This is a genomic window from Streptomyces sp. ME19-01-6 (assembly GCF_033793745.1).
Taxonomy (GTDB): domain Bacteria; phylum Actinomycetota; class Actinomycetes; order Streptomycetales; family Streptomycetaceae; genus Streptomyces.
In genome coordinates this window covers 654,042-671,074 of record NZ_JARAXF010000002.1, presented here as the reverse complement: position 1 = coordinate 671,074, position 17,033 = coordinate 654,042, and the positions used below count along the sequence as shown (strand labels likewise).

Annotated in this window: 13 protein-coding genes and 1 pseudogene; 6 read left to right on the top strand and 8 right to left on the bottom strand. The window is 70.5% G+C overall.

Annotation, left to right across the window (positions count from 1 at the left end; all coding sequences use genetic code 11):
* Nucleotides 1-11: 11 nt before the first annotated feature.
* From asnB to PV419_RS06330, 6 genes are all read right to left on the bottom strand, one after another.
* Nucleotides 12-1,946 (bottom strand): asparagine synthase (glutamine-hydrolyzing), encoded by a 1,935-nt coding sequence (gene asnB, locus PV419_RS06355; protein WP_319686674.1) that lies wholly within the window; start codon nt 1,944-1,946, stop codon nt 12-14.
* Nucleotides 1,947-1,949: 3 nt separating this feature from the next.
* Nucleotides 1,950-3,470 carry a Wzz/FepE/Etk N-terminal domain-containing protein gene (locus PV419_RS06350; RefSeq protein WP_319686673.1) on the bottom strand — a complete coding sequence of 507 codons (1,521 nt, stop codon included), beginning with the start codon at nt 3,468-3,470 and terminating at the stop codon, nt 1,950-1,952.
* Nucleotides 3,467-4,867 (bottom strand): Wzz/FepE/Etk N-terminal domain-containing protein, encoded by a 1,401-nt coding sequence (locus PV419_RS06345; RefSeq protein ID WP_319686672.1) that lies wholly within the window; start codon nt 4,865-4,867, stop codon nt 3,467-3,469. The genes PV419_RS06350 and PV419_RS06345 overlap by 4 nt, the downstream gene beginning before the upstream one ends.
* Nucleotides 4,864-6,129: a glycosyltransferase family 4 protein gene (locus PV419_RS06340; RefSeq protein ID WP_319686671.1), complete on the bottom strand. Its 1,266-nt coding sequence runs from the start codon at nt 6,127-6,129 to the stop codon at nt 4,864-4,866. Before PV419_RS06340 ends, PV419_RS06345 begins: the two co-directional genes overlap by 4 nt.
* A complete protein-coding gene (locus PV419_RS06335) occupies nt 6,119-7,444 on the bottom strand; it encodes a nucleotide sugar dehydrogenase (RefSeq protein WP_319686670.1) in 1,326 nt (441 codons plus the stop codon). Before PV419_RS06335 ends, PV419_RS06340 begins: the two co-directional genes overlap by 11 nt.
* Before the next feature lie 71 nt (nt 7,445-7,515).
* Complete coding sequence (locus PV419_RS06330) at nt 7,516-8,970, bottom strand: sugar transferase (protein ID WP_415925243.1); 1,455 nt, start codon at nt 8,968-8,970, stop codon at nt 7,516-7,518.
* A gap of 860 nt (nt 8,971-9,830) precedes the next feature.
* Here PV419_RS06330 and PV419_RS06325 point away from each other — a divergent pair.
* From PV419_RS06325 to PV419_RS06310, 4 genes are all read left to right on the top strand, one after another.
* Nucleotides 9,831-10,079, top strand: coding sequence for a hypothetical protein (locus PV419_RS06325; RefSeq protein WP_319686668.1), 249 nt, complete (start codon nt 9,831-9,833; stop codon nt 10,077-10,079).
* Nucleotides 10,080-10,089: 10 nt separating this feature from the next.
* Nucleotides 10,090-10,767, top strand: coding sequence for a hypothetical protein (locus tag PV419_RS06320; RefSeq protein WP_319686667.1), 678 nt, complete (start codon nt 10,090-10,092; stop codon nt 10,765-10,767).
* 140 nt (nt 10,768-10,907) lie between these two features.
* Nucleotides 10,908-13,037: an NACHT domain-containing protein gene (locus PV419_RS06315; RefSeq protein ID WP_319686666.1), complete on the top strand. Its 2,130-nt coding sequence runs from the start codon at nt 10,908-10,910 to the stop codon at nt 13,035-13,037.
* Between the two features lie 178 nt (nt 13,038-13,215).
* Entirely contained in the window at nt 13,216-13,506 is a 291-nt protein-coding gene (locus PV419_RS06310) for a zinc-ribbon domain-containing protein (RefSeq protein WP_319686665.1), read from the top strand.
* Here the strand turns inward: PV419_RS06310 and PV419_RS06305 are convergent.
* Together PV419_RS06305 and PV419_RS06300 are read right to left on the bottom strand one after the other, a co-directional pair.
* Nucleotides 13,464-13,834 (bottom strand): annotated as a pseudogene (locus PV419_RS06305) (hypothetical protein); the annotation flags it as partial. The gene PV419_RS06310 and the pseudogene PV419_RS06305 overlap by 43 nt on opposite strands.
* Nucleotides 13,835-14,348: 514 nt before the next feature.
* Nucleotides 14,349-15,275 carry a LysR family transcriptional regulator gene (locus tag PV419_RS06300; RefSeq protein WP_319686664.1) on the bottom strand — a complete coding sequence of 309 codons (927 nt, stop codon included), beginning with the start codon at nt 15,273-15,275 and terminating at the stop codon, nt 14,349-14,351.
* Between the two features lie 125 nt (nt 15,276-15,400).
* Between PV419_RS06300 and PV419_RS06295 the strand changes: the two genes are divergently transcribed.
* Both PV419_RS06295 and PV419_RS06290 read left to right on the top strand, forming a co-directional pair.
* Nucleotides 15,401-16,096: a type 1 glutamine amidotransferase domain-containing protein gene (locus tag PV419_RS06295; protein WP_319686663.1), complete on the top strand. Its 696-nt coding sequence runs from the start codon at nt 15,401-15,403 to the stop codon at nt 16,094-16,096.
* 28 nt (nt 16,097-16,124) lie between these two features.
* Nucleotides 16,125-16,640: an SRPBCC domain-containing protein gene (locus tag PV419_RS06290; RefSeq protein ID WP_319686662.1), complete on the top strand. Its 516-nt coding sequence runs from the start codon at nt 16,125-16,127 to the stop codon at nt 16,638-16,640.
* The last annotated feature ends 393 nt before the right edge of the window (nt 16,641-17,033 follow it).

Sequence of the window (17,033 nt, the reverse complement as noted above, 5' to 3'; positions counted from 1 at the left end):
TCCTCTGATTCCTAAGCCGTTAACCGAGTGCTCTGGCCGGACCCAGAGGTCGCGTCGCGATACCAGTACTCGAGGGTCAGCACATGCCACAGATGCTTGGAGAAGTCCCGCTGCCCGGCGGCGTCCTCGGCGACGAGCCGCGCCAGCGCGTCGCGGCGCAGGAACCCGGAGCGGACGAGCACGCCGTCGTTGACCACCTCGCGCACCAGCGGTGCCAGATCCCGGCTCATCCAGGCGCGCAGCGGGGCGCTGAACAGGCCCTTGGGCCGGTACACGATCTCCCGGGGCAGGATCGAGGTGGCCGCCTCCTTGAGGACGGCCTTGCCCTGCCGTCCGACGATCTTGCGATCGCCGGGCACGGCGAACGCAGCCTTGACCACCTCGACGTCCACGTACGGCACCCGCACCTCGGTCGACGCGGCCATGCTCGACCGGTCCGTGTAAGTGAGGTTCAGGCCCGGCAGGAACATCCGGGCGTCGCCCAGGCACATGCGGTTGACGAAGTCGTCGAGGTCGTTGTCCTGGTAGATGTCCGCGTGTTCGGTCAGCACGTCCTCGACGGTCCCGGCCAGGTCCGGATCGACCAGAGCGAGCAGCTCGTCCTGGTCGTACATGGTGTAGCTGCGCCGGAACGCGGTCTCCTCCGGCAGATCGGCGAAGGAGAGGAACCGCTTCGCGAAGCGCACCGACCGGTACCCCCGGCGGGACGTGGCGACCGGCAGCCGGTCCACGGCCCTGGACAGGCCGTGCCGCAGGGGCCGCGGGACGCGCTGGTAGCGCAGCGCAAGCAGGTTGGCCAGGTGCTTGCGGTACCCGGCGAACAGCTCGTCGGCGCCCATCCCCGAGAGCATCACCTTGACCCCGGCCTCCCGGGCGGCCGAGCAGATCAGGAACGTGTTGATCGCGGCGGGGTCGCCGATGGGCTCGTCCAGGTGGTACGTCATCTGCGGCAGCAGGTCGAGGACATTCGGAGCGATCTCGATCTCGTGCAGGTCGACGCCGAACCGCTCGGCCACCCGCCGGGCGTAGCGCAGGTCGTCCGGCATCGCCTCGAACTTGGCGTCCTCGGCGCGGAACCCGATCGTGTAAGCGGAGATCCCTGGTTGGTGGCGGGCCGCCAGCGCGGTCAGATAGCTGGAGTCGAGGCCGCCGGAGAGGAAGGTCGCCACGGGTACGTCGGAGAGCATGTGGCGCCGGGTCGACTCCTCGACGATGGCGGCCACGTCCGGCTGCTCGCCGCTTCGGGCTCGCTCCCGGCCCTCGGAGGCGACGTCCTTCAGGTGCCAGAACCGGCCGCGCTCCACCCGGCCGTCGGGCCGGCACCTCAGCCAGCTCCCCGGCGGCAACTTCTCCGCTTCGCGGAACGCGCACCGTGAGTCCGGCACCCAGTAGTACAGCAGCGAGGCCACCAGCGCCGCGTGGTCCACCTCCATCGACCCGCCGGTCGCGGCGGCGAGCGCCTTGAGTTCGGAGGCGAACACCAGGCCCGCACCGCGCCGGAGCAGGAACAGCGGCTTGATGCCGAGCTGGTCGCGGGCGAGCACCAGGTCACCGGTTCGCTCGTCGAAGATCCCGAACGCGAACATGCCGCGCAGCCGGGGCAGACAGTCCGTGCCCCAGCGCCGCCAGGCCTCAAGGAGCACCTCGGTGTCGGAGGTACCGCGGAAGCGCACCCCGGCGGCTGCCAGCTCGGCACGCAGCTCGGGCGCGTTGTACAGCTCGCCGTTGTACGTCAGGGCGAGGCCGCCCGAGACCATCGGCTGGGCGCCGGTCTCGGACAGGTCGATGATGGCCAGCCGACGGTGCCCGAGGTGCACTTCGCCGTCACCGACGGGGTGGCTGTACCGGCCCGCCCCGTCCGGACCGCGGTGGGCGAGGGTATCGGTGAGCCGGTCGGTCACGACCTTCCCGTCCGGCCATCGGTACGTGCCTGCGATGCCACACATGTCCTACCGCGCCTCCTGGTCGTTGTCCGGGACCCGTGCGGCCCACATGGGCAGCCGCTCCGTCTGCCGCCGGCCCTTCCCCTTCTGCCGGGCCGACCGCTCGCCATGGCCCCGCAGCGCGATGTGCAGCCCGTCCCACAACGTGCCGTCGGTCCGGTCACGCGGATCGGGGTCGATCAGCACCACACCGATCACCGGAATGTGCTGGTCCGCGAGCTGCCGCGCCACCGTGTGCAGCCATGCGGCGCTGCCGTATCCGGCACGCACGACGAGCGCGGTCTGGGTGCCGAGATACTGGAGGTCGGTCCACGCGGTGCCGGGCGCGACCGAGCCGACGCCGAGCCGGCGCCCCTGATCCGGCACGGCCGCGGCACGCTCGCCGCTGACCACGGTCGGGTCTCCTGGCTTCGGGCGGCGGCCTGCCAGCTGCGGGCCGGGCAGACCATCGACGACGACCACTGGCCCCTCCGCCGCCAGCGCCCTGGCGACGTCCAGGGCGATCTCGCTCGTGCTGCGCGCACAGCCCAGTTCCAGCAGCGACACCGGTTCCGCAAAGTCGCGCACGGTGCGGGCCAGGGTCCCGGTGAGCCTTGTCCGTGCCGCCCGGGTCCGTCGGCGCTGCCACAGCCTGCCCGACCGGCGGGGCAGCTCCGCGATGACCGAGGCGCCCAGGTTCGCCGCGATGTCCCGGCGCAACACGGGGCGGTCCGCCACCACCGTGCCGACCGCGGCCAGCGCGAGCCCGAGGACGAGCCCGAGGACGAGCCCGATCGCGGCGTTGGTGACCGCGGCCTTGGGCAGGGAGTTGCGCACCACGCGCGGGGCGTCCACGATCTGCGTGCCGGCGATGACCTTGGGCGTGCCGGTGCGCGCCTCCGCGGCGCGCTGGTCGAAATCGGCGATCCGCGAGTTGAGCTCGGCCCGGCGGGCGAAGAGCGACTCGATGCTCGCCGACGCTTTCGGGTCGCTCTCCGGCGATCGGCCACCGATCGCCTTGTTGACCTGGGCGAGCTCGTTTCGCATGCGGTCACGCTGGACGAGCAGGGCCTCGGCCTCGGCCTTCGCGGCTTCCCGCATTCGCCTCACATGGTCCGCGACGAACGCGTCGGCCAGCGCCTTGGCCCGGGCCACCGCTTCCGCGTCGCTGTCACCTGTCACAGTGATCTGCAGCAGGTTGTTGGTCAAGCCGGTACCCCGGTAGTCCCGCATGAAGTCTTCCGGTTTTTCCGGGGACTTGAGGGATCGCATGGCCTTGTCGGCGATCCGCGTGGTCCCCAGCAGCTCGACGTCGGTGCGGATCAGCGTTCCGGTGTCGTTCGGCTGGTCCTCCTGATGAGCGACCAGCACCTTGGTCACCGCGGTCGGCGGCGGTGGCATCAGGACCGCCACCGCCGCGCCGACCAGCAGTCCCAGCAGCGCCATGGCGCACCAGAGGCGGCGGCGCCTGCGCACCGCCACCACCAGCGCCTGCAGGTCAAGGAGCGGAGTGGCGGCCGACGGCTCCGCGGTCTCGCTCGTCGTCACACTGAACCTCCCGTCGCGGGGCCGCGCACCGCGAGAGCCAGAGTGGCCTCGTCCGGAGGACGGTCGGCAGGCCGTGTCGGACGGTCCCGGACCGTGCCGGCGACGACGATGCCGACGACCTCATGCCTGGCGTCCGCACACGCCTCGGCGATGCCGGCGAGCTCCTCCGCGGTCCAGCTGCCCGCGCTGAGGACGACCAGGGCACCGGACTCGGTGTCGCGGTCCGGCACGATCGGCCGGTCCACCGAAACCTCCACCACCCGCAGCATGGGGTATCCCCTGCTCGAAGAGGATGGGGAAGGATCGCTCTTGGCCTCGGCGACGAGCTGCCCGGCGGCCCGTCGGGCGATCTCGTCGCTGTCCGGTACGACAACCAGCAGCCGCCGGGGAGCCGGTAACTGGTCCCGGAGGCGAGCGCACACCCGCCGGTAGCGGAGCCGCCTGTCGGCCTCGTCGCCGGACCTCCGCGGGGTCGGTGTGTCCCACCGGGTGTCCACGCCAAAAAGTCGGCGGATCCGGGCCCTTGGGCCACCGTCTTCCGGCCGGTGCGCGCGCCCTTCATCAGGCACGTCGACGGTACCCAGCAGCGCCGAGCCCAGCGCCGCGGCGATCTCCGGTTCGGTCCGCGGTCGGCGATTCACCCGTGCCGCGGCGAGATGGCCGATGACCGCGAGCAGGAAGAACAGCAGCGCCCCCGCGACGATGAGCTGCATCCTCGTCGGCGGTGCCTCGCCGGTCGGCCGGGCCGCCGGCCCCATGACGACCATGCTGGCCTTGTTGGTCGCCGGGTCGGCCTCGTCCAGCTTCTTCATGGCCTCCTGCAGCGCCGTGCGCAGCTTCTCCAGCTCGGTGCGGGCCTGCACGCTCTCCACGGTCTTTCCCGGATCGGCCGCATTGGCCAGGTCGGTGATGCGGCGGTTGGTCTCCGCCACCTTCTGCCGCAGCGGCTCGGACCCCGTAGCCGCTTCGGGGTCGGTGCTGCCGCCTGCGATCCGCGCGGCGAATCTGACGAGTTCCTGGGCCACCTGGTCGGAGAGCTGCTGCGCGCGCTCCGGGGTGTCGGCTGTCCCCGAGATCTTGATGATGTTTCCGTCGGCTGCCTTGGCGCTCACGTGGTCCCGCAGCTCGGTGCCGCTGACGCCGGACCAGTGGAGAGCGGCGGCCGCGCGGTCGAGCACCGCGGAACTCGTCGCGATGTCCACCTGGGTGAGCAGCTCGCGCTCCTCCCACTGCCCCGGCAGCAGTATCGGTGCCGACGCGGTGTATCGCGGCGGGAACACCACCACCGAGGTGCCAAAGCCGACGAGTGCGCCCACGACGGCGAGGACGGTGAGAAGCCGCCACCGCCGACGGAGTATCCGCCCGATCGTGACGAGGCGGATCGTGTCATCGCTCAACGCCGCTGCCTCTTCCCTGTGCGGACTGGGCCGCCCGCCGACACCGGAGTGTGGTCACGGCACGCGGCGGCGTAGGCGGCGAGCAGCGACGCTTGCGAGTTCCGCCAGGAAAGCTGCCCGCTGATCCGCTCCTGGCCGATCTTGCCCATCCGGGCCCGTTTCTCCGGATCGTCCAGCAACCCCGCGATGAGCTCGGCGAATTTGGCCTCGTCGTTGGCGGGCGCGTAGACGGCGGCGTCACCGGCGGAGACGCGCGCCTCCTTCAGGTCGAACGAGACGATCGGCCGGCCCATCGCCATGTACTCCAGGACCTTGTTCATGGTCGACACGTCGTTGAGTGGATTGCGCGGGTCGGGGGAGAGGCACACGTCCGCGGTGGACAGGTAGCGCACCAGGTCGGCGTCCGGAATGCGCCCGGTGAACTGCACCTGCTCGGTGAGCCCGAGCCGCCGGGACAGCTCCACCATCGCGTCGAAGGCGTCGCCGGCGCCGACGAACACCGCGTGCCAGTCGGTCCGCCCGAGCTCGTCGCGCAGCTTCGCGAGGGCGCGCAAGGCGTAGTCGACGCCGTCCTGAGGGCCCATGACGCCGAGATAACACAGCAGATGTGGCTTGCCGCGCTTCAACTCCGGCTCCGCCGGGACCGGTTGGAACCGGTCGATCGCGGGAGCGCTGCGCACCACGAAGACGTCCTCCGACCGCCGACCGCCACGGCGCATCGCGACATCCCGGTAGCTCTCGTTCGTGGCGAGCACGACGTCCGCGGCCCGGTAGGTCAGCCGTTCCAGCGCGCACACGGCGCGGTGGAGCAGATCCTCGCCGCGGTCGAACCGGGAGAGGTACAGCTCGGGTACCAGGTCGTGCTGGTCGAAGACGAACCGCGCGCCGCGCCGCTTCAGCCACAGTGCCGGCAGGAACAGCAGGTCGGGCGGGTTGCAGGCGTGGACCACGTCGACCGGGCCGACCTTGCGGGCCAGCCGGGCCGTGTGCCACAACGCCGATCCGTACTCCCGCAGGTAGCCGGCCGGTCCTCCGGTGGCCGCGCGCAACGGGTAGCGGTGGATCCGCACCCCGTCGATCTCCGCCTCCGGCTCCGTATCCCGCTTTGTCCCCTGGGGACAGATGACGTGCACCGTCCAGCCCGCGTCGCGCAGCGTCGTGCACTCCTGCCACACCCGCCGGTCGAACGGCACCGACAGGTTCTCCACCAGGATCAGCGCGCGCCGGCCCGACCCGTCACCGCTGATTGCGTTACCAAGCAAGGCCCATGTACCCCGGTTCGGTCCGGCGCGCCTCGGCGTCGGGAAGGCGGATGAGGTCGACGATCACCGGGCCGTCCCCATGGGGCAGCGCCGACAGCACAGCCGGATCCCTGGTCCCGACCAGGCACACCTCGGCGTGCTCGAGCACCTCGTCGACGGAGTCCGCGAGCAGCTGCGCGAGATGCGGCAGCCGGCTCTCGATGTACTCGCGGTTCGCGCCGAGCAGCCGGGAGAGGCTCACGTTGGCGTCGTAGATCTTCAGGTCGTAACCCTTGCCGAAGAGCCTCTCCGCCAGCTCGACGAGCGGGCTCTCGCGGAGGTCGTCGGTGCCGGGTTTGAACGACAACCCGAACAGGCCCACCCGGCGCTTGCCGGTGCGCTCGACCAGCTCCACCGCGCGCTGCAGATGGTCGGAGTTGGAGGGCAGCACGTGGGCGAGGATGGGCACCGAGACGTCGGCCCGCTGCGCCGCGTGGACCAGGCTGCGCAGGTCCTTGGGCAGGCAGGAGCCACCGAAGGCGAAGCCGGGCCGCAGGTAGGCGGGGCTGATGTTCAGCTTGCGGTCGGCCAGGAACACGTCCATCACCTGGTGCGAGTCCACCCCGAGGGCCTGGCACACCGCGCCCAGCTCGTTCGCGAAGCCGATCTTGAGGCCGTGGAACGCGTTGTCCGCATACTTGATCGCCTCGGCCGTCGGGACCGGCACCCGGAACACCTCGCCGGGTAAGCCGTCATACAGCGCCATCACCGCGTCCCCGCTTGCCGGGTCGAGCTCGCCGATGACGGTCTTGGGCGGGTCGAAGAAGTCCCGCACGCTCGTGCCCTCGCGCAGGAACTCCGGGTTGACCGCGACCCCCAGGTCCACCCCGGCCGTGCCGCCGACGTACTTCTCCAGGATCGGTACCAGCAGGTTCAGGCAGGTGCCCGGGAGCATGGTGCTGCGGAACACGACGGTGTGCCGGCCCCCCTGCTTGGCCCCCTCGGTCAGCGCGGCACCGATCTGCTCGCTGACCCGCTCCAAGTACGTGGTGCACAGGCTGCCGTTGGGCTCCGACGGCGTGCCCACACAGACCAGCGACACCTCACTGCCCATGATCGCCTCGCGGACGTCGCCGGTAGCGCGTAACGCTCCGGTCCGCACGACCTCGGCGATGAGCTCGCCGATCCGCTCCTCGACCACCGGGGCCTTGCCGTCGTTGACCAGGTCGACCTTCACCTGGTTCACGTCCACCCCGATGACCTCGTGACCCATGCTGGCCAGGCACGCGGCCGACACGCAGCCCACGTAGCCGAGCCCGAAAACGCTGACTCTCATGACCCGTCTCTCCCCCCAGGCAGGCCGTTGTGGCCTGCGATCCGCGCGCCGGCCGGACGACCTCCGCGCAATCAGTAGGCCCCCTGCCCATGGAGCACCGCACGCAGCGTCTTCCACAAGATCACTGTGTCCAGGGCGAGCGACCAGTCCTCCACGTACCGCAGGTCAAGGCGGACCGCCTCCTCCCACGGCAGGTCGCTGCGTCCGCTGATCTGCCACAGGCCGGTGAGCCCGGGCTTGACCAGCAGCCGCCGCCGGATGTCCGGGCCGTACGCGGCGGACTCCTCCGGTAACGGAGGCCGCGGTCCGACGAGTGACATCGATCCGGTGAGCACGTTGAAAAGTTGCGGGAGCTCGTCGAGCGAGTACCGGCGCAGCACTGCTCCCACCCGGGTCACCCGCGGATCCCGGCGGAGCTTGAACAGCAGGCCGGCGCCCTCGTTTCGGTCGGCCAGCTCGGTACGTGCCCCGTGAGCCCCGGCGACCATGGTGCGGAACTTGAGAATGGTGAACTCGCGGCCGTCCTTGCCGACCCTGCGCTGGCGGTAGAACGCCCCACCCCGGCTGTCCACCAGCACGAGCAGCCCGACGAACACCATCAGCGGCGCGAACAGCATCAGCAGGATCGCTGCGCCCAACCGGTCGACGACCTCTTTGACCGCCCGGCGGCCCCCGGTGAAGGTCGGCATGCTCACCCGCAGCAGCGGGATCCCGAGCACCGCGTCGACGTGCAGCCGCGGGCCGGCCACCTCCATCAGCACGGGGGCCACGACCATCTCGGCGTCGCTGCCTTCGAGGTTCCAAGCCAGCCGCTGCAGCCGGTCCGGTGACCAGTGCGGGTCCGGTGTGACCGCGACGACACGGTAGCCGTCGCGGCGGACGTGGCCCGCGACGTCCGCCAGTCGGCCGACGACCGGCACGCCGTCCAGTTGGTCACCGTCGAGCCCGAGACCGTCCGTCGTGCACACCGCCTCCACCCGCCAGCCGAGGTGCGGGAACTTGCGGGTTCGGGTGATCAGGTCGTGCACGGTGGCCAGGCTCCCGGCAGCGAGCACCGGTCGCAGGCATCGTCCTTCCTGCCGCTGTCTGTGCAGCCAGAGGCGCAGCAGATACCGCGCGGTCATGGTGATGAGCGCGATCGCGGGGATCGCGACGAAGATCCAGAGCTTGATGTTGCGCGAGGTGAGGGCGATCCCGCCGAGCGCCAGTACGACGGTCGCCGCGAACAGTGAGCGTCCGAGCCGGCGGAATTCCTCGGCGCCCTGGCCGAGCACGGCCGGAGCCCACGACCGGCTCACCGCAAGCGCCGCCAGCACCAGCAGCTCGGTGCCGAATGCGAGAATTCCCCACTTCTCGTGCCAGTTGGCCGCGTCCCGGGCCCCGAAGAAGTTGCCGATCGCCGCCACCACGAAGGCGGTGGCCACGGTATCGCTGGTGATCACGGTACGGCGGTACCGCTGCTCCCAGTCGATCGTGGACTGGCTGATCGCCTCGTTCGCCAGACGCCCGCCCGCCGACGAATACAGGCTGAGTCTTCCCCCTTGCTGCACAGAACCCCCCCAGGTCCCAGTGGTTCGACGTGTTCGCCTAACACTGTTCCTCCCCCGCGGGAGGCCCCCGCCTCCCGCACTGTTCCTCCCCTCGGGAGGCCCCCGCCCCCCGGCGCATCACATCCCGGCTATGTCAGAGCTACGTGAACCAGACCCTCGAGGTGCGCGGGAACCCGTCGAAACCTTCGGTGCTCCCCGCACCCAAGGCCCCCTCTCGGGCTCCAAGGCTTGATCATCCCCACATCTGGCGCCGGGGACGTGCCTGCTGGCTTTCCGTAGCACCGGACCTATAGATCATTATTGGTCGCCTCGTGTCCGAACGGCTGAAGCACGGTCAATCTAGAGCATCGAGGCCACGTGTGTAGAGGGTGTGTGTGTTATTTGTGTTCAAAATTTGCGACTGGATCCACCGATCGGCGACCGTCTACGGGTGCCTTGACACCACCGCGCGCTCCAGCAGCTCTGCCCATCCCCCGGGCGCGGCTTCTACGCGGTAGTGATCCGCGAGCTGCGGCGGCCTTCTGCGGCGCCCGGTTCGGCAACAACTTCCCGCTGTTCGTGCACTACGGCGTGTCGCTGTGGGTGCCCGAGGCGGGCGGCGCGATCGACCCGGACAACCGGTCTCGAACGACGGCGGCGGTCCACTCGGCGATTTGTTCACTGGCGGGAGCTCGACAATGACGCCTGGCTCGCCGTGAACGAGACGACGGCTGGCCGGATGAGGACCTTCTCGTGCAGGCCGACTACGAGGTTCAGGTCACCGATCAACACTGGCTGGAGCATCTGCGGCCCGGCCTGAGCTGGGAGACCGGGTATGACCGGACCCGACCCGCCGGTTGCGCGCCGAGGATGCCCCGCACGTACCGGATCTCACGGAACCGGAGGCCGTCCTCACTCCGTTCGCCGACTCCGACTATTCCGACTACATCGTGGTGCCGGCCTTCTCCGACGACGGCCGCTTTCTCGCTGTCACCAGCGAGGACGGTGAACTGGCCGTTCTCGACGCCGACACTGAGGCCGACATGCCGGTGGAGCCGGGCCGCGTACGCTCGCGGCACCGGCCGCTTCCGGGTCGAGTACGGTGACGGCGGCCGGGTGGATTTCGTCTCTGGGAAGTCCTCGCCCGATCGCACGGTACGGCTCGGTGACGAATCCTCCGGCTGGGTCCAGGGCGTGGCATTCAGCGCGGACGAGACCCGGATGTTCGTAGCCCACGACTCGAAGGTGTACGTGATCGAGCCCGCCACCGGCAGGATCCTGGTCGCGATCACCGTGCCGGGCGACTGGCTGAACTCGCCGGCGGCGAGCCCGGACGGTGCGTACCTGGCCGTGGCGACGGAGGACTGGAACGATGAGCGGAAGTGCACACCCGACATCTACCGGGTCGCCGACCGTGAGCTCATCATGCGACGCCCGGCAAGGGATCGCTTGGGGGCCGGGATCCGTACCCAGGCCCTCGCCTGGTCCCCCGACGGCGCCCGGCTGGCGGCCATCGTCGAGAACGAGAAGGAGCACCGCTCGCTGGGGGGAACCTTTCCGGCTGTGACGGACGGCGCGAAGACCGCAGCCCGCCCGGCGTCGAGGTCCACCGCCGCCGCCCTGCAGGGCCCGGCCACGCTCCAGGTTTTCCGCGCCGCCTCCGGGGTGATCTCCCCAGGCACTGGCGCCGGATCCGTTGGTCGTCTCCGAGGGAGGCGGGTGACCAGTGACCAGAAAGAAACCCCCGCTTTGCCACGAACGGGGCCCAATCGCTTACGGAACGCGACATTATGACTACTGTGGAACGGGGAGAGCGCGGCCGAGGGCCGAAGCGCGTGGGCATGTGGTACCTGCTACTGCTTGTTCTGGGGGCAGTCGGGGCGGTGACACTGGCCCGGCACTTCGCGTTGGGCACAGCCGCAACAACGGCCGCCTTGCTGCCCACTCTGGGGCCCGCTTACCTGGCCTGGAAGGCATTTCAGCACGACCGGGCCGACGCAACCGCGCTGGATCTGGAGACGGCCGCCAACCAGCTGGCGCAAGCGGTGGCCAAGCAGTGGGACGACGAGGCCGCCGTCCGCCGGATGAACGACCCGTACCCGCTGCCGGTCGCTTGGCGCCCCGCTGACGCAGATCTGGTGGAGCCCTGGACCCTGCTGGCCGAGCTGGCCCGCGCCTGGCCCGGCGGCCCACCGGATGACCCGACCCACTGGCCCGCGGACGCTGCGGGTCTGGCGGGCGCTGATAGGCAGATCGGCGAGGTGTTCACTCAGCGGGTGCCCACCCGCCGCCTGGTGGTGCTTGGTGAGCCCGGCTCCGGCAAGACCATGCTGCTCATCCGCCTGCTCCAGGACCTGATCGAACAGCGAACAGACGGCGGGCCTGTGCCGGTGCTGTTCTCCCTCGCCTCCTGGAACCCCGTCCGCCAGCCCCTCCAGGACTGGCTGGCCGAGCAACTGCGGCGCAGCCACCCCGGTCTCCGCGCCCCCGCCCCTGCGACCGCGGCAGGGGCGGGGGCTGGGGGCGGCCAGGCCGATCTGGCCCGAGCACTGCTGGACGCCCGGCGAATCCTGCCGATCCTGGACGGCTTCGATGAACTCCCGTCCGCTGTGCATCAAATGGCCCTCGACGCTTTGAACCGGGCCTTGTTCGCGCGCCAGCCCGTGGTGGTGGCCAGCCGCGCCGCTCCCTACCGAGACGCCCTCACCCGGCCTGACAGCATGGTGCGGCTCAACGGCGCCGCCGGTATCCACCTGCTCCCACTCGCCCCGGAGCAGGTGGCCGCCTACCTGCGCCGTGATGCCGGCGGCCCACACACCCCCTCCGCCGCCCGATGGAACACCGTGACCACGCACCTGGGCACCGACACACCCGTCGGACAGGCCCTGAGCACACCCCTCGGCCTGTTCCTCGCCCGCACCATCTACAACCCCCGCCCTCACACCCGGCCAGGATCCGGCGCTGTCCCCCACCCGGACGAACTGTGCGACACCGCCGTCTTCCCCACCCGCGCCGCCCTCGACACCCACTTGTTCAACGCCTTTATCCCCGCCGCCTACACCCACCACCACCCCCATCCGCCCCGCTGGTCCGCACCCCAGGCCCACCGCGCCCTGGTACTCCTCGCCCGGCACCTGCATGCCCACCGCGGTGGCAACCCCGACCTGGCGTGGTGGGAACTCCACCATGCCCTCCCTCCTCACACTCCCCGCCGGACAGTCGGGCTCGCATTCGGGCTGGTGTCCGGGCTCGCGGTCGGGCTCGCCGTCAGGCCTGCGGTGGGACTCGCGGCCGGACTTGCGGTCGGTCTCGCAGCCCAGGGCATGTACCCGGGGGCGCCGAGCACCCAGCTGCGCTGGTCATCCAGCTCCCTCGCACGCAGGCTCGTTTCCGGGCTCGCCGTCGGGCTCGCGGCCGGATGCGCGGTCGGCCTCGCGGCCGGGCGCACGGCCGGACTCGTGTTCGGGATCGCAGGCGGACTCGTGCTCGGGCTTGAGGCCCGGAGCATGTACCCGGGGGCGCCGAGCACCCAGCTGCGCTGGTCATCCGACTTCCTCGCACGCAGGCTCGCGTTCGGGCTCACGGTCGGGCTCGTGGCCGGCCTCGTGGCCGGACCCGCAGTGGGGTTCGCGTTCGGACTCGCGGGCGCACTCGCGGGCGCACTCAAAGGAGAGAAGCCCGACCTGACCACCATGGTCGGTCCGACCACGCTGCTCACCCAGGATCGCCGAACCTTTCTCACCATCGGGCTCCTCTCCGGCCTCGTGGTCGCGCTCATGGTCGAGCTCGTGGTCAAGCTCGCGGTCGGTCTCGCAGGCGGACTGGCGTTCGGACTCGCGTTCGGGCTCGCGGCCGGGCTGGCGGAGACGGCAGCGTGGGTGTATTTCGCGGTGACCGCAGTCCATCTGGCAGTGCGACGCCGAGCCCCCTGGAATCTCATGGCGTTCCTTCGCGATGCGCACGAGCAGCGTGGTGTTCTGCGGCAGGTAGGGGCGGTGTACCAGTTCCGTCACCTCGACCTGCAACGCCACCTCGCCCAGCAGCCCTGGCCGCCCCCCACCTGACCGACCAGCATGGCTCCTGGAATGGCCTGGTCGCACTCATCGTCGGCAGGAAGGCCGTGATGGTGTGGGATTCTGCTGAGTGTGGGCACATCGACGTGCGCGAGACCGTGCTCCGTGACCGCACCTTGCCACTTGCCGGCACTGCGTCGGCAGCCACTGACCCGGGAGGACCAACAGCGTGATCATCTTTGGCACCAAGGGATACCTGTACCAGCTCGCGATACTGACGCTGGTCTGCGGCCATTGTGGAAATCCCTCCGCGCACACGCTCAGAAAGCGCGTCACGAAGTTCACCCTGTTCTTCGTGCCGCTGTTCCCGTTCTCTACGAAGTACGCCACGCAGTGCACCTTCTGCGGCGCGGAGCAGAAAGTGACCAAAGAGCAGGCGGAGCAGTTGCAGGCGCAGAGCGCGAGCGGCCACGACGGTCAGACGTACGGGCAACCGCAACAGCAGCCGTACCAGTCCTGAGGCCGCTGTCGTAGCTGGTGGACAAGGCCAGCGGGCGTAGCGTGTGACAAGTTTGCGGGCAGCCGTCCCCGGGAGGAGGTGGCGACGGCGAAGGTCAGTGCGACCCCGGCCGCGGAGTCGATGTACCGGGCGGTGTTGTCGGCGCCGGAGCCCGTCGCGGCCCGTTCCGGCGGCACGCTGTCCACGGCAAGGCGTGGCAGCGCGGCGTTGAGCAGGCCGGTCCGAGCCCGGCTACCACGAGGCCGGGCAGGAGACGCGGCCAGGAGCCCGCAGGCACCGCGCCGAGCATGGCGAGCGTGCCCGCTGCGGCCAGGACGAATCCCGGCGCCCGGTAGAGGGGGCTGCGTCCACTTCTGCTTCATGTCAGGGCGGCGAGCAGCGTAGGCTCCGGCCAGGCAGCCGGGCTTGGGACCGCCTTTGGCGGGCAGGTCGCCGGTCAGCAGTTCCTCGGCCAGCTCGTACCGCTTTTCCGCCGACCAGCTGCCCGCCGACGACGAGTTGAACAGCCCGGCCCCTCGCCGAGTCGGACGGCGGCCCGGGGCAGCAGAGCGGGCGCGGAGTCACACGGCCCTGACCTGCCAGTGGGCCGCTCCCGATCCAGGCCGGCTGATCGTCGCGCGCCACTTCGAATGCCAGTCCGCCTGGAACGCCCACTGCGAACAGGCGGTCGCCGAAGGCGTGCCGGCCGAGAGCCTGGCCCGCCTCGCGCGCGGCGAGATGGCGATGGGTCGTCCGCTCGGGCCGTACCGGAGAAAGCTGCCACCAGCCGACTTTGTTCCGGGTAGCGGAACAGAGTCGCGTGGTCGTGCCGTGAACCGCAGGCTTAGGTTTCGCCCGCTCGGCTACCAACTACGGGCAGCGCGCCTGAGGGTGTCGCGGACCCGGAGTACATGAGGGTTGGCCTCGGAGCCCGGACGCTGGACGAGGAACAAGGTGTTCAGCGGCGGTTCCTCCGGATCGTGGAGGAGAACGAGACGGCCGGAGTCGAGGTACTCCTGGCACAGCGAGCGGGGCAGCACGCTCACCCCGGCGCCCGAGTGCACAGCGGACAGGACCGCGTACAGGTTGGGCACGGTGACCGCGGCCCGGGTGGTGAGCTGTTTGCCCAAGACGGTCCGCCAATAGCGACGGACGATGGGCAGGTCCTCCGCGTAGGTGACCAGCGGCACCTCGCGCAGGTCGTCGGCCTGCGGTTGTGCGGTGACGCGCCCGGCCCACGTGGGGGAGGCGACCAGCAGATACTCCTCGTCGGCGAGCGGCACCGATTCCAGGGCGCGACCGCGGGGCCGCCGGGTGGCGATGACCAGGTCGTGGCGGCCCGCACGCATCTCTTCGAGGAGCGGTTCGGGCAGTCCCTGGGCGACGCGCAGTTGCACGCTGTCGGCGACGAGCGGGGCCAGGGCGGGCAGGACGCGCACGCACAGCAGCTCGGAGGGACCGGCCAGACGCACGGGGGCGGCCACCGTGTCGGCCTCCTCCAAGGCGGCCAGTGCGTCAAGCGGACCCGCGATCTGTCCGGCGAGTTCGTGCGCGTACGGGGTGGGATCCACGCCGCGTGGCAGTCGGGTGAACAGCTCGCGGCCGTTCTGCTGTTCGAGGGCGCGGATCTGGGCGGTCACCGTGGGCTGGGACAGCCCGAGCGCGGGTGCGGCGGCGGTGAAGGTTCCGGCACGGTAGACGGCGAGGAAGGTGCGCAGCAGATTCAGGTCGGCGTGCGCGGGAAGCTGCCTGCTGACGCCTGGCGCGGTGTCGGGCGCGCGGTTCTTCATGGCGTCCATTGTATCCACTTTTCGCATCGGAGTTCCGATAGCTGAAATCGGATCTCCTATTGGTAATCCGATGGCGACTGGGCCTAGTGTCGGAGAGGCACACCACGACCCCAGTAGGAGAGCACATGGCGAAGATCCTTTTCGTGATGACCGGCGCCGACCAGTGGACGCTGGCCGACGGCAGCGAGCACCGCACCGGCTTCTGGGCCGACGAGGCGGTCGTCCCCTACGAGGCGTTCAAGGCCGCGGGCCACGAGATCACCGTGGCCACCCCGGGCGGAGTGGTGCCGCCGGTGGACCCGGCCAGCCTCGACCCCGGCGCCAACGGTGGTGAGGAGAACGCCGCGGCGGTCCGGGCCGTGGTGGAGGGCGCCGCGGAGTTCCGCAACCCGGTGGCGCTGGCCGACGTACGGGTGGACGACTTCGACGCGGTCTACGTCCCCGGCGGCCACGGCCCGATGGAGGACCTGGCGGTCGACACCGACTCCGGCCGCGTCCTCGCCCGGGCCGTGGAGTCCGGTCTGCCGGTCGGCGTGGTGTGCCACGGCCCGGCCGCACTCCTCGCGGCGGTGAAGGAGGACGGCACCAACGCCTACGCCGGCTACCGCGTCACCGCCTTCACCAACGCCGAGGAGCAGTTGGCCGGCAGCGCGGAGAAGGCCGAGTGGCTGCTCCAGGACCGGCTGACCGAGGCGGGCCTGAAGGTCGAGGCGGGCGAGCCGTGGGCGCCCCACGTCGAGGTCGACCGCAACGTCGTCACCGGCCAGAACCCCGCCTCCTCCGGCCCGCTCGCGGCGGAACTGCTCAAGAAACTTTCTTGATGGCGTATTCGCAGATAGACCACCCCTCATGACCACGCGGAACGCGATCAACTGGCCCGAGAAGCACCTGCCCGGCACCGGAGACAACGTCGTCTCCAACGAGGTGATCGTCCAGGGCCTTGCGGCCGACCGGGTCCGGCACCACCTGACCGACACCTCCACGTGGGAGTCGTACGACGACAACGTCGCCGACATCTCCTTCCCGCAGGGCGGCGGTCCCGTACTGAAGGGCGACGTCCTCTTCAGCTTCGGCACCTTCGGCTTCCCGCCTCTCGATGCCCACGTCGTGGAGTTCCAGGCCCCCGCCGACGGCGTCCCCGGGCGCCTCTCCTGGACGGCGAAGCATGACGGCACACCGGAGGAGCAACTCGACTTCCTGCACGCCTGGTTGGTGGAGGACCTCCCCGGCGGCCGGGTCCGCATCCTCACCCAGGAGACGCAGATCGGCCCGGCCGCCGCGGAACTGGCCCAGCAGACCCCGAACCCGATGCTCAACGGCCACCAGGCCTGGCTCGACGGCCTGGTCCGCGCCGCCGCCAAGTAAGCCGTGTGGCAGCGGAACGGACACCGCACCCGGGCGAAGGCGGAGCCATTGGCCGGCGACGGGGCGCACATCGCCGTACGCCCGTTGGGGCGGTCGAGGGCGCGGATGTCGTGCTGACCATGTTTGTACGACGGTGCTGCCGCCCTTGATGCCATGCCGCAGCCGGCGTCGAGGCGATCGGTGACCTGGCCGCCTTTGCCCGCGAGCACGGGCTGGTCTTCTATGGACGCCCGCCTGATCGTCGAGGCCGGTGCGGCCAACGGCGTGCGCCTGGACGTGGCCGAGCGTACGGTGCGAGGCCGACCGGGTCGCTTGGGCGTGACAAGGCGGCATGACGGCGCTTGGCAAGGTCGAGATGCCGGCGCAGCCAGGAGCGCCCGATCGCTCGGAGCC

Excerpts from the sequence above, each read along its gene's own strand:
- asnB (WP_319686674.1), bottom strand. The coding sequence starts at position 1,946 with ATGTGTGGCATCGCAGGCACGTACCGATGGCCGGACGGGAAGGTCGTG.
- PV419_RS06335 (WP_319686670.1), bottom strand. The coding sequence starts at position 7,444 with ATGAGAGTCAGCGTTTTCGGGCTCGGCTACGTGGGCTGCGTGTCGGCC.
- PV419_RS06300 (WP_319686664.1), bottom strand. The coding sequence starts at position 15,275 with ATGAAGAACCGCGCGCCCGACACCGCGCCAGGCGTCAGCAGGCAGCTT.
- PV419_RS06295 (WP_319686663.1), top strand. The coding sequence starts at position 15,401 with ATGGCGAAGATCCTTTTCGTGATGACCGGCGCCGACCAGTGGACGCTG.
- PV419_RS06290 (WP_319686662.1), top strand. The coding sequence starts at position 16,125 with ATGACCACGCGGAACGCGATCAACTGGCCCGAGAAGCACCTGCCCGGC.